Raw genomic sequence first — 15172 nt, forward strand, 5'->3', positions numbered from 1 at the left:
ACTCCACTGACTGATGGTTTGCTATGTCACAACACAATCGACCGCTGAATCGCCAGGATTATAAAACCCTAACGCTTGCTGCCCTTGGCGGTGCGCTTGAGTTTTATGATTTCATTATCTTTGTCTTCTTTGCCGCTGTTGTTGGCGAACTCTTCTTTCCTGCAGATATTCCTGAATGGCTACGTCAGGTGCAAACCTTCGGCATCTTTGCCGCCGGATATCTGGCGCGTCCGCTGGGTGGCATCATCATGGCGCATTTTGGTGATCTGGTCGGGCGTAAGAAAATGTTCACGCTGAGTATTTTACTGATGGCAATACCAACGCTGGCGATTGGACTGCTGCCTGATTACGCCTCAATTGGGATCCTGGCGCCGCTGCTGTTACTGCTGATGCGCATTTTGCAGGGCGCTGCCATTGGGGGTGAAGTACCAGGTGCGTGGGTATTCGTGGCCGAACATGTACCAGAGCGTCGCATCGGCATCGCCTGCGGAACGCTGACCGCTGGGCTAACGGTGGGAATTCTGCTGGGGTCGGTGGTTGCGACGTTAGTGAACACCAGTTTTACGCAGCAAGCGGTGCATGACTATGGTTGGCGTATCCCTTTCCTGCTGGGGGGCGCGTTTGGGTTGGTGGCAATGTATCTACGCCGTTGGCTGCAGGAGACGCCCATCTTCCTCGAAATGCAGCAGCGTAAAGCGTTGGCGCAAGAGCTACCGGTGAAATCGGTGGTGAGTAAACATAAAAAAGCAGTGGTGGTGTCAATGCTACTAACCTGGCTGCTCTCTGCCGGGATTGTGGTAGTGATCCTGATGTCGCCAGTCTGGTTGCAGAAGCAATATGGCTTTGCGCCGGCGCTGACGTTACAAGCTAACAGCGTCGCCACAATTATGCTGTGCATCGGTTGTTTACTGGCGGGGTTTATTGTCGACCAGGTTGGTGCCAGCAAAACTTTTATTGTCGGTAGCCTGCTGCTGGCCTGTTCGAGCTGGTTTTTCTATCACCTGACCGGCAGTCATCCCGAATACCTGTTTGGGTTGTACGGCCTGGTAGGGTTATGCGTTGGCGTCGTGGGGGCAGTGCCTTACGTGATGGTGCGGGCGTTTCCGGCAGAAGTCCGTTTTACCGGTATTTCCTTTTCCTATAACGTCTCGTATGCCATTTTCGGTGGGCTAACACCCATCGCAGTAACGGTGTTGATGAGCGTGTCGCCAATGGCTCCGGCCTGGTATGTACTGGCGTTATCGCTGGTAGGGCTTGGTTTGGGAATTTGGCTGCGACAGGATATTTATCATCGCGATTCGAACGTACAGGCAGAGTTACAGCAGTTGTAAGAACTATCCCCCCGGAAGGGGGGATAGTATCAGATTAATGTGCTTCACCAATCGGCAGGATGGTGCGGCCAAACTGTTCGTTCAGCACTTCACCCATCGCCAGGTAAATGGCGCTTGCGCCGCACACTAAGCCAACCCATCCAGCAATGTGAATGATTGTTTCGTTACCTGCAATGTTGCCAACGGCCAGCAGGGCGAACAGCACTGTCAGGCTCAGGAACACAAACTGCAGCATGCGCGCGGCTTTCAGCGTACCGAAGAACATGAACAGAGTGAACACACCCCACAGACCCAGGTAAGCGCCCAGGAACTGACCATTGGTTGCATCCGCGAGGCCCATTTTCGGCATCAGCAGGATCGCAACCAACGTCAGCCAGAACGAACCGTAGGAAGTAAAGGCGGTTAAACCGAAGGTGTTGCCTTTTTTATATTCCAGCAGACCGGCAAAAATTTGCGCGATACCGCCGTAGAAAATGCCCATCGCCAGAATAATAACGTCTAAAGCGAAGAAACCCGCATTATGCAGGTTAAGCAGAATGGTGGTCATGCCAAAGCCCATCAGGCCCAGCGGTGCCGGATTAGCCAACTTAGTGTTGCCCATAATTCCTCAAAATCATCATTGATTGAATGGTGAAATAGTTTCCCCGAATAACGATCACTGTCTTCGGGGCGCGGCATAATAATCAGGGGAGAGAGCACTGTCTATGATCTAACGAAGGGAAAACGAATTATTTTCCCTGTGATGGGCATCACGTTTGTGTGTGGTTGAGCATTCTGCGCAGGCAGGCGATGTGGAGTACCGCTGGGATCGTCACGCGATAGGCGCTGCCGCTTACCGCTTTAACCTCGTTTAAGGCCGCCAAGTCCGGCTCCGCGCAGTAATCCGTGCCCGATTACGCCGACGGCGGCGTGGGTTCGCAGAATTTTGGTTAACTCTCTATCAGCTTTTAGCTTCATCAAATAGGTGACATTCATGTTTCTGAGGCATCTGAATAAAAGTATGGCGAATTAGTCGTCGCCGATGATTTTCAGCGTCGCCATATCAGAAGAGTTCACCGTATGACCGGAGAAGGTTATTTTTTTCACGCAGCGCTTATTGTCGTTGTCGCTATTGATGTTGATCCAATTGGTTGTTTGCCCTTCTTTGATGGAGAAAGGCACGTTCAGACTCTGGCTGGACATGTGGGCAGCCTTGAAGTAAACCGATGCACCACTGAGCTGTAAATCACCATGATCGGCCGTCAGTTGAATACGTTTCACCACGCGGCAAACGGGTAGTTTCAGCGTTAGATCGGTGGTTTCATTACGGGGCATGGCGATCACACCGAGGACTTTATGATCGTTAGCGTGTGCGGCGCTGCTCAGCAGCAGGCCCATAAGCAGGCTGGCGGAAAGGGTTAATACGGATTTCATGGAATTTCTCTTTGACGGCTGTAAAAGTGTGTCGTTTCAGACCATCTTACCGCTGTCAGAGTCATGATTCATGCTTGTAATATTTTCTTTTTATTACAATTTTTATGTGAATGGCTGCGCTGAATTTATCTGTTTTATGAATTAGTTTTGATTTGAGACTATTCATTTTTTAATCTTTTAGCCTTTTTTCTGCGATTTTATTGCCACAAGGCTAAAAAAAATTTTCATGCCCCCCTTGATGACGTGGGTTACGACCCCATCTTGTAAGCAACCGCAGTGGTGAGTCTGAAAAAAAACGATTCAGGGTAGTTGAAACCGCACGTTTCGCCCTTATTACAGATTCACAACCACATGATGACCGAATTTTTAGTGGAGACGTTTAGATGGGTAAAATTATTGGTATCGACCTGGGTACTACCAACTCTTGTGTAGCGATTATGGATGGCACTACTGCACGTGTGCTGGAGAACGCCGAGGGCGATCGCACCACGCCTTCTATCATTGCTTATACCCAGGATGGTGAAACTCTGGTTGGTCAGCCGGCTAAACGTCAGGCAGTGACAAACCCGCAAAACACCCTGTTTGCGATTAAACGCCTGATTGGCCGCCGCTTCCAGGACGAAGAAGTACAGCGTGATGAAGCCATCATGCCGTACAAAATCATCGGTGCTGACAACGGTGATGCATGGATTGACGTTAAAGGTCAGAAACTGGCACCGCCGCAGATTTCTGCTGAAGTGCTGAAAAAAATGAAGAAAACGGCTGAAGATTACCTGGGTGAACCAGTAACTGAAGCTGTTATCACCGTACCTGCATACTTTAACGATGCTCAGCGTCAGGCAACCAAAGATGCTGGCCGTATCGCAGGTCTGGAAGTAAAACGTATCATCAACGAACCAACCGCAGCTGCGCTGGCTTACGGTCTGGATAAAGAAGTCGGCAACCGTACTATCGCGGTATATGACCTCGGTGGTGGTACTTTCGATATCTCTATTATCGAAATCGACGAAGTTGACGGCGAAAAAACCTTCGAAGTTCTGGCAACCAACGGTGATACCCACCTGGGTGGTGAAGACTTCGACAGCCGTATGATCAACTACCTGGTTGACGAGTTTAAGAAAGATCAGGGTATCGACCTGCGTAATGACCCGCTGGCGATGCAGCGTCTGAAAGAAGCCGCAGAAAAAGCGAAGATCGAGCTGTCCTCTGCGCAGCAGACCGACGTGAACCTGCCGTACATCACTGCAGACGCGACTGGTCCTAAACACATGAACATCAAAGTGACCCGTGCGAAACTGGAAAGCCTGGTTGAAGACCTGGTTAACCGTTCTATCGAGCCACTGAAAGTTGCTCTGCAGGATGCTGGCCTGTCCGTATCTGATATCAACGACGTTATCCTCGTTGGTGGTCAGACGCGTATGCCGATGGTGCAGAAGAAAGTCGCTGAGTTCTTCGGTAAAGAGCCGCGTAAAGATGTTAACCCGGACGAAGCCGTAGCAATCGGTGCAGCTGTTCAGGGTGGTGTATTGACCGGTGATGTTAAAGACGTGCTGCTGCTGGACGTTACCCCGCTGTCTCTGGGTATCGAAACCATGGGTGGCGTAATGACTCCGCTGATCGCGAAGAACACCACCATCCCGACCAAGCACAGCCAGGTGTTCTCTACCGCTGAAGACAACCAGTCTGCGGTAACCATCCATGTGCTGCAGGGTGAACGTAAACGTGCTGCTGATAACAAAGATCTGGGGCAGTTTAACTTGGATGGTATCAGTCCGGCTCCGCGCGGTATGCCGCAGATCGAAGTTACTTTTGACATCGATGCCGACGGTATTCTGCACGTTTCCGCGAAAGACAAAAACAGCGGTAAAGAGCAGAAGATCACCATCAAGGCTTCTTCTGGTCTGAACGAAGAAGAAATTCAGAAAATGGTTCGCGAAGCAGAAGCGAACGCAGAATCTGACCGTAAGTTTGAAGAGCTGGTTCAGACCCGTAACCAGGCTGATCATCTGCTGCACAGCACTCGCAAGCAGGTTGAAGAAGCAGGCGACAAACTGCCGGCTGACGACAAAACTGCCATCGAGTCTGCACTGACCGCGCTGGAAACTTCTCTGAAAGGCGAAGATAAAGCGGATATCGAAGCGAAGATGCAGGCGCTGGCACAGGTTTCCCAGAAACTGATGGAAATCGCTCAGCAGCAGCACGCCCAGCAGCAGGCTGGTGCAGCAGGCGCTGATGCTTCTGCAAACAACGCGAAAGATGACGACGTTGTCGACGCTGAGTTTGAAGAAGTGAAAGACAAAAAATAATCGCCCTGATGCAGGGTAGTTAATCGGCACGGGCGTAGAGGTTTCCTCTTCGCCCGTGCTCGTATGTTAAGGGGCTTAAAAAAACCAATGGCAAAGCAAGACTATTACGAGATTTTAGGCGTTTCCAAATCAGCGGAAGAGCGTGAAATCAAGAAGGCCTACAAGCGCCTGGCCATGAAATATCACCCGGACCGCAATCAGGGTGATAAAGAGGCCGAAGCCAAGTTTAAAGAGATCAAAGAAGCGTACGAGATCCTGACCGATGCGCAAAAACGTGCGGCTTACGATCAGTACGGCCATGCAGCGTTTGAGCAAGGTGGTATGGGCGGCGGCGGCGGTTTTGGCGGCGGGGCAGACTTCAGCGATATCTTTGGTGACGTGTTTGGCGATATCTTTGGCGGCGGTCGTGGTCGTCAGCGCGCCTCACGTGGGGCTGATTTACGTTACAACATGGATCTCACTCTGGAAGAAGCCGTGCGTGGCGTCACCAAAGAGATCCGCATCCCTACGCTGGAAGAGTGTGACGTCTGCCACGGCAGTGGCGCGAAGGCGGGCACACAACCGCAGACCTGTCCAACCTGTCACGGTTCCGGTCAGGTGCAGATGCGCCAGGGTTTCTTCGCCGTACAGCAGACATGTCCACACTGTCAGGGTCGCGGTACGCTGATCAAAGACCCGTGCAACAAATGCCACGGGCATGGTCGCGTTGAGAAGAGCAAAACGCTGTCTGTTAAGATCCCTGCAGGGGTTGATACCGGCGACCGTATTCGTTTAGCGGGTGAAGGCGAAGCCGGTGAGCATGGCGCGCCAGCGGGTGATTTGTACGTGCAGGTGCAGGTAAAACAGCACCCAATTTTCGAACGTGAAGGCAATAACCTGTACTGCGAAGTGCCGATTAACTTTGCGATGGCAGCCCTGGGCGGTGAGATTGAAGTCCCGACGCTGGACGGTCGCGTGAAGTTAAAAATTCCGGGTGAAACGCAGACCGGTAAACTGTTCCGCATGCGTGGTAAAGGCGTTAAGTCTGTACGCGGCGGCGCACAGGGCGATCTGCTGTGCCGTGTGGTTGTTGAAACCCCGGTTGGCCTCAACGACAAGCAGAAACAGCTGCTGAAAGACCTGCAGGATAGCTTTGGTGGTCCTACCGGCGAGCAAAACAGCCCGCGTTCCAAAAGCTTCTTCGACGGCGTGAAGAAATTCTTTGATGATTTGACGCGTTAATTCGCCGTTTTCTCTCTGACAAAAGCCTGGAGCTGAAAAGTTTCAGGCTTTTTTATTTCTGTTTTACGTCTGGAAAATCTTCACCAACTTCGTTCTTTTAGATCGTAAAAACCGATCTATTCATCATGAATAATCTAATTTTAACGAGCTTTCTGAGGGTGTAAGATAGTAATTACGAAGTATTCACCCAATAGAGAGAATAAAAGTGAAACATCTGCACCGTTTTTTTAGTAGCGACGCCTCGGGAGGTATCATTCTGATCATCGCTGCCGCAGTCGCTATGATGATGGCAAATATCGGGGTTACCAGTGGATGGTACCACGCCTTTCTGGAAACACCTGTCCAACTGCGGGTTGGCGCGCTTGAGATCAACAAAAATATGCTGCTGTGGATCAACGACGCGTTGATGGCGGTGTTTTTCCTGTTGATTGGTCTGGAAGTGAAGCGTGAGTTAATGCAGGGTTCGCTTGCCAGCCTGCGTCAGGCGGCGTTTCCGATCATTGCCGCGATCGGGGGCATGATTGTCCCGGCGTTGCTGTATCTGGCATTCAACTATGCCGACCCTATCACTCGTGAAGGATGGGCAATTCCGGCAGCAACGGATATCGCTTTTGCATTAGGCGTGTTGGCACTGTTGGGCAGTCGTGTTCCGCTGGCGTTGAAAATCTTCCTGATGGCGCTGGCGATTATCGATGACCTCGGCGCCATCGTGATCATCGCGTTGTTCTACACCAGCGATCTCTCTTTGTTGTCTCTGGGCGTCGCCGCGTGCGCAATTCTCGTCCTGGCGGCATTGAATCTGTGTGGTGTGAGACGTACCGGTATTTATATTCTGGTTGGCGTCGTGTTGTGGACGGCAGTGCTGAAGTCCGGCGTGCATGCCACTCTGGCAGGGGTGATCGTCGGTTTCTTTATTCCGTTGAAGGAAAAACATGGGCGTTCACCCGCGAAGCGATTGGAGCATGTCCTGCATCCGTGGGTGGCCTATCTGATCCTGCCGCTGTTTGCTTTTGCTAATGCGGGTGTTTCACTGCAGGGCGTGACGATGGACGGGTTGACCTCCATCCTGCCGCTGGGGATTATTGCCGGCCTGCTTATCGGTAAGCCACTGGGGATCAGCCTGTTCTGCTGGCTGGCATTACGGCTCAAGGTAGCGCAGCTGCCTGAAGGCACGAATTTCCAGCAAATTATGGCGGTCGGTATTCTGTGCGGCATTGGCTTTACGATGTCGATTTTCATCGCCAGCCTGGCGTTTGGTAACGTTGATCCAGAGCTGATTAACTGGGCAAAACTGGGGATCCTGATCGGCTCTCTGCTGTCGGCAGTTATCGGTTATAGCTGGCTGCGTACCCGGTTGAATACGTCAGCCTGAGCAGATAACTCTTGGTGACAATTTCAGGGAGAGAGTATGTCTCATATAAATTACAACCACCTGTATTACTTCTGGCATGTGTATAAAGAAGGATCGGTGGTAGGTGCCGCAGAAGCGCTTTATCTGACACCACAAACTATTACCGGGCAGATCAAAGCGCTTGAGGAACGCTTACAAGGGAAGTTGTTTAAGCGTAAGGGGCGCGGGCTGGAACCCAGTGAGCTGGGGGAATTAGTCTTTCGGTATGCAGACAAAATGTTCACCTTAAGCCAGGAAATGCTGGATATCGTGAACTATCGCAAAGAGTCGAATTTGCTGTTTGATGTCGGTGTGGCGGATGCATTGTCCAAACAACTGGTCAGCAGCGTGCTGGATGCCGCGGTGGTTGAGAATGAGCAAATCCACCTGCGTTGTTTTGAATCAACGCACGAGATGCTGCTGGAGCAACTCAGCCAGCATAAGCTGGACATGATCATTTCCGATTGTCCGATCGACTCAACGCAGCAGGAAGGGCTGTTCTCGGTGCGGATAGGCGAATGCAGCGTGAGTTTTTGGTGTACCAAGCCGCTGCCTGAGAAACCGTTTCCGGCCTGTCTGGAAGAGCGTCGATTGCTGATCCCTGGACGTCGTTCGATGCTCGGACGTAAGCTGTTGAACTGGATTAACTCACAAGGACTGAACGTTGAAATCCTTGGCGAGTTTGATGACGCCGCGCTGATGAAAGCGTTTGGCGCAACGCATAACGCTATTTTCGTTGCGCCTACGCTGTATTCGCATAATTTCTATGCTGATGATTCTATTGTTGAAATTGGACGCGTAGAGAATGTGATGGAGGAGTATCACGCCATATTTGCGGAGAGGATGATCCAGCATCCGGCTGTGCAGCGTATTTGTAATGCGGACTACTCGACATTATTTAAGCCGCAGTAATCAAGAAAGCCGTCATGATTCCGGCTGCGGTATGTTCCCGCAGCCGGAATCATTCTACATCTGCGGATCGCGGTTGCCTTCGAAGTTGGTTGCACAAACAACAGGCATAAAAAAACCCGCTTTCGCGGGTTTTTTCACAAAGCGACAACAGACGGGCGATTAAGCCAGTTTGTTGATCTGTGCAGTCAGGTTTGCTTTATGACGTGCAGCTTTGTTTTTGTGGATCAGACCTTTAGCAGCCTGACGGTCCACGAGTGGTTGCATTTCGTTAAATGCTTTCAGTGCAGTAGCTTTGTCGCCAGCTTCAATAGCTGCGTATACTTTCTTGATGAAAGTACGCATCATAGAGCGACGGCTAGCGTTGTGCTTGCGGGCCTTTTCAGACTGAACGGCGCGCTTCTTAGCTGATTTGATATTAGCCAAGGTCCAACTCCCAAATGTGTTCTATATGGACAATTCAAAGGCCGAGGAATATGCCCTTTTAGCCTTCTTTTGTCAATGGATTTGTGCAAATAAGCGCCGTTTAAATTCCAGCACTCGTTGCGTAGTGATGGCGCAGGATTCTACCAGCTTGCGTGGCGTGAATACAGCTTTTCCACGAGAAAAATTGCATTGGTGTGCCCGTGAAGGGCGTCAATTTGATTCATAACAATGAAAAGCATCCTCTTTCTGTTTCGTAGAAACAATCGCCGGTTAACGTTGACCGCGGTACAGGGTATACTTTCACGATTTTCACTGTTTTGAGCCAGACATGAAGCTGATACGAGGCATACATAATCTCAGTCAGGCCCCGCATGGGTGTGTGCTGACTATTGGTAATTTCGACGGCGTGCACCGGGGCCACCGTGCGTTACTGCAGGGGTTACGGGAAGAAGGGCGCAAGCGCAATTTACCGGTAATGGTGATGATTTTCGAGCCGCAGCCGCTGGAGCTGTTTGCGACAGACAAGTCGCCTGCGCGCCTTACTCGTCTGCGGGAAAAACTGCGTTATCTGGCGGAATGTGGCGTGGATTACGTACTGTGCGTGCGTTTTGACAGGCGTTTTGCCGCATTAACGGCGCAGACCTTTATCAGCGATCTGCTGGTTAATCGCCTTGGTGTACAATTTCTTGCCGTTGGTGATGATTTCCGCTTTGGCGCTAGCCGTGCGGGCGATTTCTTGTTATTACAGGAAGCGGGCGCTGAGTATGGTTTTGATATCACCAGCACCCAAACCTTCTGTGAGGGCGGTGTGCGCATCAGCAGCACCGCGGTCCGTCAGGCACTGGCAGAAGATAACCTGCAACTGGCCGAAAGTCTGCTTGGGCATCCTTTTACTATCTCAGGACGTGTAGTTCATGGTGACGAGTTAGGGCGCACGATCGGTTTTCCGACGGCAAACTTACCGCTTCGTCGCCAGGTTTCTCCAGTGAAAGGGGTTTATGCGGTTGAAGTGACTGGACTGGGTGACAAACCTTTCCCCGGCGTCGCCAACATCGGCACCCGTCCGACGGTAGCAGGCGTACGCCAACAGTTGGAAGTGCATCTGTTGGATGTTGTAATGGACCTGTATGGTCGCCATATAGATGTAGTGCTGCGTAAAAAAATACGCAGCGAACAGCGATTTGCCTCGCTGGATGAACTAAAAGCGCAGATTGCGCGTGATGAGTTGACTGCCCGCGAATTTTTTGGGCTAACAAAACCGGCTTAATGCCTATACGAGTTTTAAATACGGAACCGAGAATCTGATGAGTGACTATAAATCAACCCTGAATTTGCCGGAAACAGGGTTCCCGATGCGCGGCGATCTCGCCAAGCGTGAACCGGGAATGCTGGCGCGTTGGACTGATGATGACCTGTACGGCATCATTCGTGCGGCCAAAAAAGGCAAAAAAACCTTCATTCTGCATGATGGCCCTCCTTATGCGAATGGCAGCATTCATATTGGTCACTCGGTTAACAAGATTCTGAAAGACATTATCGTGAAGTCCAAAGGACTCACGGGCTATGACTCGCCGTACGTTCCGGGCTGGGACTGCCACGGTCTGCCTATCGAGCTCAAAGTAGAGCAGGAATATGGCAAGCCGGGCGAGAAGTTCACCGCCGCTGAGTTCCGCGCCAAGTGCCGTGAATACGCCGCTACGCAGGTTGACGGACAGCGTAAAGACTTTATCCGTCTTGGCGTGCTGGGCGACTGGTCACATCCGTACCTGACCATGGACTTCAAAACCGAAGCCAACATCATTCGCGCGCTGGGTAAGATCATCGGTAACGGTCATCTGCATAAAGGTGCGAAGCCGGTTCACTGGTGCGTTGACTGCCGTTCCGCGCTGGCGGAAGCGGAAGTTGAGTATTACGACAAAACCTCCCCGTCCATCGACGTGGCGTTCCACGCTGTCGATCAGGATGCGGTGAAAGCGAAATTTGGCGTTTCTGACGTCAACGGCCCGATCTCACTGGTTATCTGGACTACCACCCCGTGGACGTTACCAGCGAACCGCGCAATCTCCCTGGCACCTGATTTTGACTATGCGCTGGTACAGATTGACGGTCAGGCCGTGATTCTGGCGAAAGATCTGGTTGAAAGCGTCATGCAGCGTATTGGCGCGGCTGAATACACCATTCTCGGCACCGTGAAAGGCGCTGAGCTGGAACTGCTGCGCTTTACCCACCCGTTTATGGGTTTTGACGTGCCGGCGATCCTGGGCGATCACGTTACGCTGGATGCGGGTACCGGGGCGGTACATACCGCGCCTGGCCACGGCCCGGACGACTATGTCATCGGTCAAAAATACGGTCTGGAAGTGGCGAACCCGGTGGGTCCGGATGGCGCTTACCTGGCGGGAACCTACCCGACCCTGGACGGTGTGAACGTTTTTAAAGCCAACGATATTGTTGTCGCTCTGCTGAGCGAAAAAGGCGCGCTGCTGCACGTTGAAAAAATGCAGCACAGCTACCCATGCTGCTGGCGCCACAAATCGCCGATCATCTTCCGTGCAACGCCGCAGTGGTTTGTTAGCATGGATCAGAAAGGCCTGCGCGCGCAGTCGCTAAAAGAGATCAAAGGCGTGCAGTGGATCCCGGACTGGGGCCAGGCGCGTATTGAATCGATGGTTGCCAACCGTCCTGACTGGTGTATCTCCCGTCAGCGTACGTGGGGTGTGCCGATGTCTCTGTTTGTCCACAAAGACACCGAAGAACTGCATCCGCGCGCTATCGAACTGATGGAAGAAGTGGCCAAACGCGTTGAAGTTGACGGCATCCAGGCGTGGTGGGATCTTGATCCGAAAGATATTCTCGGCGACGAAGCTGACCAGTATGTCAAAGTCCCGGATACGCTGGACGTATGGTTCGATTCTGGTTCAACCCACTCATCCGTCGTAGACGTGCGTCCTGAGTTTGCAGGGCATGCGGCAGATATGTATCTGGAAGGTTCTGACCAGCATCGCGGCTGGTTCATGTCATCTCTGATGATCTCCACCGCCATGAAAGGCAAAGCGCCATACCGTCAGGTACTGACCCACGGTTTCACCGTTGATGGGCAGGGGCGCAAAATGTCCAAGTCTATCGGCAATACCGTTTCTCCGCAGGACGTGATGAACAAACTGGGCGCGGATATTCTGCGTCTATGGGTCGCTTCAACCGACTACACCGGCGAAATGGCCGTTTCTGACGAAATCCTGAAACGTGCTGCCGACAGCTATCGTCGTATCCGTAACACCGCGCGCTTCCTGCTGGCGAACCTGAACGGGTTCGATCCGGTAAAAGATATGGTGAAACCGGAAGATATGGTGGTGCTGGATCGCTGGGCGGTAGGTTGCGCGCAAGCGGCGCAGGAAGAGATCCTGAAAGCTTACGAAGCCTATGACTTCCACGAAGTGGTACAGCGCCTGATGCGCTTCTGCTCCGTAGAAATGGGTTCGTTCTACCTCGACATCATTAAAGACCGCCAGTACACCGCGAAAGCCGACAGTGTGGCGCGTCGTAGCTGCCAGACCGCGCTGTTCCATATTGCAGAAGCCCTGGTTCGCTGGATGGCGCCGATCATGTCCTTCACCGCAGATGAAATCTGGGGTTACCTGCCGGGCGAGCGTGAGAAGTACGTCTTTACCGGTGAGTGGTATGAAGGCCTGTTTGGCTTAGGCGAAACCGAAGCGATGAACGATGCCTACTGGGACGAACTGCTGAAAGTGCGTGGCGAAGTGAACAAGGTCATCGAGCAGGCGCGTGCGGATAAGAAAGTCGGCGGTTCTCTGGAAGCGGCAGTGACCCTGTACGCTGAACCTGAACTGGCGGCGAAACTGACCGCATTGGGCGAAGAGTTGCGTTTTGTACTGCTGACCTCTGGTGCGACGGTTGCGGATTTTGCAGCGGCTCCTGCTGATGCTCAGCAGAGCGAACTGCTCAAAGGTCTGAAAATCGTACTGAGCAAAGCCGAAGGTGAGAAATGTCCGCGCTGCTGGCATTACACTACCGACGTCGGCCAGGTGGCGGAACATGCAGATATCTGCGGACGCTGTGTCAGCAACATCGCCGGTGATGGCGAACAACGTAAGTTTGCCTGATGAGTAAGCCTCTTTGTTCAACAGGACTACGCTGGCTGTGGCTGGTGGTAGTCGTGCTGATTATCGATTTAGGCAGCAAATACCTGATCCTCCAGAACTTTGCTCTGGGGGATACGGTGTCGCTGTTTCCATCGCTTAATCTGCACTATGCGCGTAACTATGGCGCGGCGTTTAGCTTCTTAGCTGACAGCGGTGGCTGGCAACGTTGGTTCTTTGCCGGTATCGCTATCGGAATTTGTGTCATTCTGATGGTGATGATGTATCGCTCAAAGGCGACGCAGAAGCTAAATAACATCGCGTATGCGTTAATCATTGGCGGTGCGCTGGGCAATCTGTTTGATCGCCTGTGGCACGGTTTCGTGGTTGATATGATTGACTTTTACGTTGGTGACTGGCATTTCGCGACATTCAACCTTGCCGATACGGCGATCTGTATCGGTGCGGCATTGATTGTTCTGGAAGGCTTCTTACCGTCGAAAGAGAAAAAAGCCGCATAAAAAAATGCCGGATGGCGCTATGCTAATCCGGCCGACAATTTACTGCGATCCTTGTAGGCCCGGTAAGCGTAGCGCCACCGGGCAGACAGGCGGCAGCAATTTTAAAGAGCAACCTGCATGTCTAAATCAGTACAGAGTAACAGTGCGGTGCTGGTGCACTTCACCCTTAAGCTCGACGATGGCTCCACCGCAGAGTCAACCCGCAATAACGGCAAGCCTGCGCTGTTTCGCCTGGGCGACGGTTCTCTGTCTGAAGGACTGGAGCAACACCTGCTGGGGTTAAAAGAAGGCGATAAAACCACTTTTGCTCTGGAGCCGGATGCCGCCTTTGGCGTGTCAAGTCCGGACTTAATTCAGTATTTCTCGCGTCGGGAATTTATGGACGCGGGTGAGCCAGAAATTGGCGCTATCATGCTCTTTACCGCAATGGACGGCAGTGAGATGCCAGGCGTGATCCGCGAAATCAATGGTGACTCGATCACGGTCGATTTCAACCATCCGCTGGCTGGGCATACCGTTCATTTTGATATTGAAGTGCTGGAAGTCGAACCGGCACTGGAGGCGTAAAATGCAGATCCTGTTGGCCAACCCGCGCGGTTTTTGCGCTGGCGTAGACCGCGCTATCAGCATTGTCGAAAACGCGTTGGCTATTTACGGCGCGCCGATTTATGTCCGTCATGAAGTGGTACATAACCGCTATGTGGTGGATAGCCTGCGCGAGCGCGGGGCCATTTTTATTGAGCAAATCAGCGAAGTGCCGGATGGCGCGATCCTGATCTTCTCTGCCCACGGCGTGTCTCAGGCGGTGCGTAACGAAGCCAAAGGCCGCGACCTCACGGTTTTTGATGCAACCTGTCCGCTGGTAACGAAAGTGCATATGGAAGTTGCCCGCGCCAGCCGTCGTGGCGAAGAGTCGATTCTGATTGGTCATGCCGGTCACCCGGAAGTCGAAGGCACGATGGGGCAGTACAGTAACCCGCAAGGGGGAATGTACCTGGTTGAATCACCGGAAGACGTGCTGAAACTGAATGTGAAAAATGAAGGCAAATTATCCTTCATGACGCAGACCACACTCTCCGTTGATGATACCTCTGACGTCATTGACGCACTGCGCCAACGTTTCCCGAAAATTGTCGGGCCGCGCAAAGATGATATCTGTTATGCCACCACCAACCGTCAGGAAGCGGTCCGTGCGCTGGCGGAACAGGCCGATGTGGTGCTGGTGGTCGGCTCGAAAAACTCCTCTAACTCCAACCGTCTGGCTGAACTGGCCCAGCGAATGGGGAAAGCGGCGTATTTGATTGACGATGCGACCGATATCCAGGAAGCATGGGTGAAAGAAGCCAGGTGCGTGGGCGTGACGGCTGGAGCCTCAGCGCCGGATATCCTGGTGCAAAACGTGATTGCTCGTCTGCAGGAGCTTGGCGGTGGGGAAGCTATTCCGCTGGAAGGCCGTGAAGAAAACATCGTTTTCGAAGTGCCGAAAGAGCTGCGTGTGGATGTTCGTGAAGTAGAGTAAGTCTTTCAGGTTACGATTATGAGAAGATGCCAGACTTAA

13 protein-coding genes and 1 pseudogene are annotated in these 15172 nt (G+C 52.3%); 10 read left to right on the forward strand and 4 right to left on the reverse strand.

The annotated features are described in order from the left end of the window. Positions 1-23: 23 nt before the first annotated feature. Complete coding sequence (locus OGX99_RS03065) at positions 24-1331, forward strand: MFS transporter (protein WP_151216689.1); 1308 nt, start codon at positions 24-26, stop codon at positions 1329-1331. A 34-nt stretch (positions 1332-1365) separates the two neighbouring features. Here OGX99_RS03065 and satP read toward each other — a convergent pair whose 3' ends face one another. The 3 genes and pseudogenes from satP to OGX99_RS03080 form a co-directional block, all read right to left on the reverse strand. After that, entirely contained in the window at positions 1366-1932 is a 567-nt protein-coding gene (satP, locus tag OGX99_RS03070) for an acetate uptake transporter (RefSeq protein ID WP_151216690.1), read from the reverse strand. A 148-nt stretch (positions 1933-2080) separates the two neighbouring features. Beyond that, a pseudogene (locus OGX99_RS03075) lies at positions 2081-2267 on the reverse strand (hypothetical protein); the annotation flags it as partial. A 72-nt stretch (positions 2268-2339) separates the two neighbouring features. Further along, positions 2340-2744 (reverse strand): DUF2541 family protein, encoded by a 405-nt coding sequence (locus OGX99_RS03080; protein ID WP_286542645.1) that lies wholly within the window; start codon positions 2742-2744, stop codon positions 2340-2342. Between the two features lie 383 nt (positions 2745-3127). Here OGX99_RS03080 and dnaK point away from each other — a divergent pair, with 383 nt between their 5' ends. From dnaK to nhaR, 4 genes are all read left to right on the forward strand, one after another. After that, positions 3128-5050, forward strand: a complete 1923-nt coding sequence (gene dnaK / locus OGX99_RS03085) for a molecular chaperone DnaK (protein WP_151216692.1) — start codon at positions 3128-3130, stop codon at positions 5048-5050. A gap of 87 nt (positions 5051-5137) precedes the next feature. After that, positions 5138-6271, forward strand: a complete 1134-nt coding sequence (gene dnaJ / locus OGX99_RS03090; RefSeq protein WP_008786151.1) for a molecular chaperone DnaJ — start codon at positions 5138-5140, stop codon at positions 6269-6271. 205 nt (positions 6272-6476) lie between these two features. Then, complete coding sequence (nhaA, locus tag OGX99_RS03095) at positions 6477-7643, forward strand: Na+/H+ antiporter NhaA (RefSeq protein WP_187253705.1); 1167 nt, start codon at positions 6477-6479, stop codon at positions 7641-7643. 36 nt (positions 7644-7679) lie between these two features. Continuing rightward, complete coding sequence (nhaR, locus tag OGX99_RS03100) at positions 7680-8573, forward strand: transcriptional activator NhaR (RefSeq protein WP_151216694.1); 894 nt, start codon at positions 7680-7682, stop codon at positions 8571-8573. Between the two features lie 159 nt (positions 8574-8732). Here nhaR and rpsT read toward each other — a convergent pair whose 3' ends face one another. Continuing rightward, positions 8733-8996, reverse strand: a complete 264-nt coding sequence (rpsT, locus tag OGX99_RS03105; RefSeq protein ID WP_038637070.1) for a 30S ribosomal protein S20 — start codon at positions 8994-8996, stop codon at positions 8733-8735. A 328-nt stretch (positions 8997-9324) separates the two neighbouring features. Between rpsT and ribF the strand changes: the two genes are divergently transcribed. From ribF to ispH, 5 genes are all read left to right on the forward strand, one after another. Then, positions 9325-10263 carry a bifunctional riboflavin kinase/FAD synthetase gene (gene ribF / locus OGX99_RS03115; protein ID WP_286542649.1) on the forward strand — a complete coding sequence of 313 codons (939 nt, stop codon included), beginning with the start codon at positions 9325-9327 and terminating at the stop codon, positions 10261-10263. A gap of 37 nt (positions 10264-10300) precedes the next feature. Then, on the forward strand, positions 10301-13117 hold the full coding sequence (gene ileS, locus OGX99_RS03120; RefSeq protein WP_187253706.1) for an isoleucine--tRNA ligase: 2817 nt from the start codon (positions 10301-10303) through the stop codon (positions 13115-13117). Next, entirely contained in the window at positions 13117-13614 is a 498-nt protein-coding gene (gene lspA / locus OGX99_RS03125; protein WP_003018932.1) for a signal peptidase II, read from the forward strand. The genes ileS and lspA overlap by 1 nt, the downstream gene beginning before the upstream one ends. 117 nt (positions 13615-13731) lie before the next feature. After that, positions 13732-14181 carry an FKBP-type peptidyl-prolyl cis-trans isomerase gene (fkpB, locus tag OGX99_RS03130; protein ID WP_003018929.1) on the forward strand — a complete coding sequence of 150 codons (450 nt, stop codon included), beginning with the start codon at positions 13732-13734 and terminating at the stop codon, positions 14179-14181. A 1-nt stretch (position 14182) separates the two neighbouring features. Beyond that, positions 14183-15133 (forward strand): 4-hydroxy-3-methylbut-2-enyl diphosphate reductase, encoded by a 951-nt coding sequence (gene ispH, locus OGX99_RS03135; protein ID WP_151216696.1) that lies wholly within the window; start codon positions 14183-14185, stop codon positions 15131-15133. Positions 15134-15172: the final 39 nt, after the last annotated feature.

This window comes from Citrobacter sp. Cu096, assembly GCF_030332285.1.
In the GTDB taxonomy this organism is placed as follows: domain Bacteria; phylum Pseudomonadota; class Gammaproteobacteria; order Enterobacterales; family Enterobacteriaceae; genus Citrobacter; species Citrobacter meridianamericanus.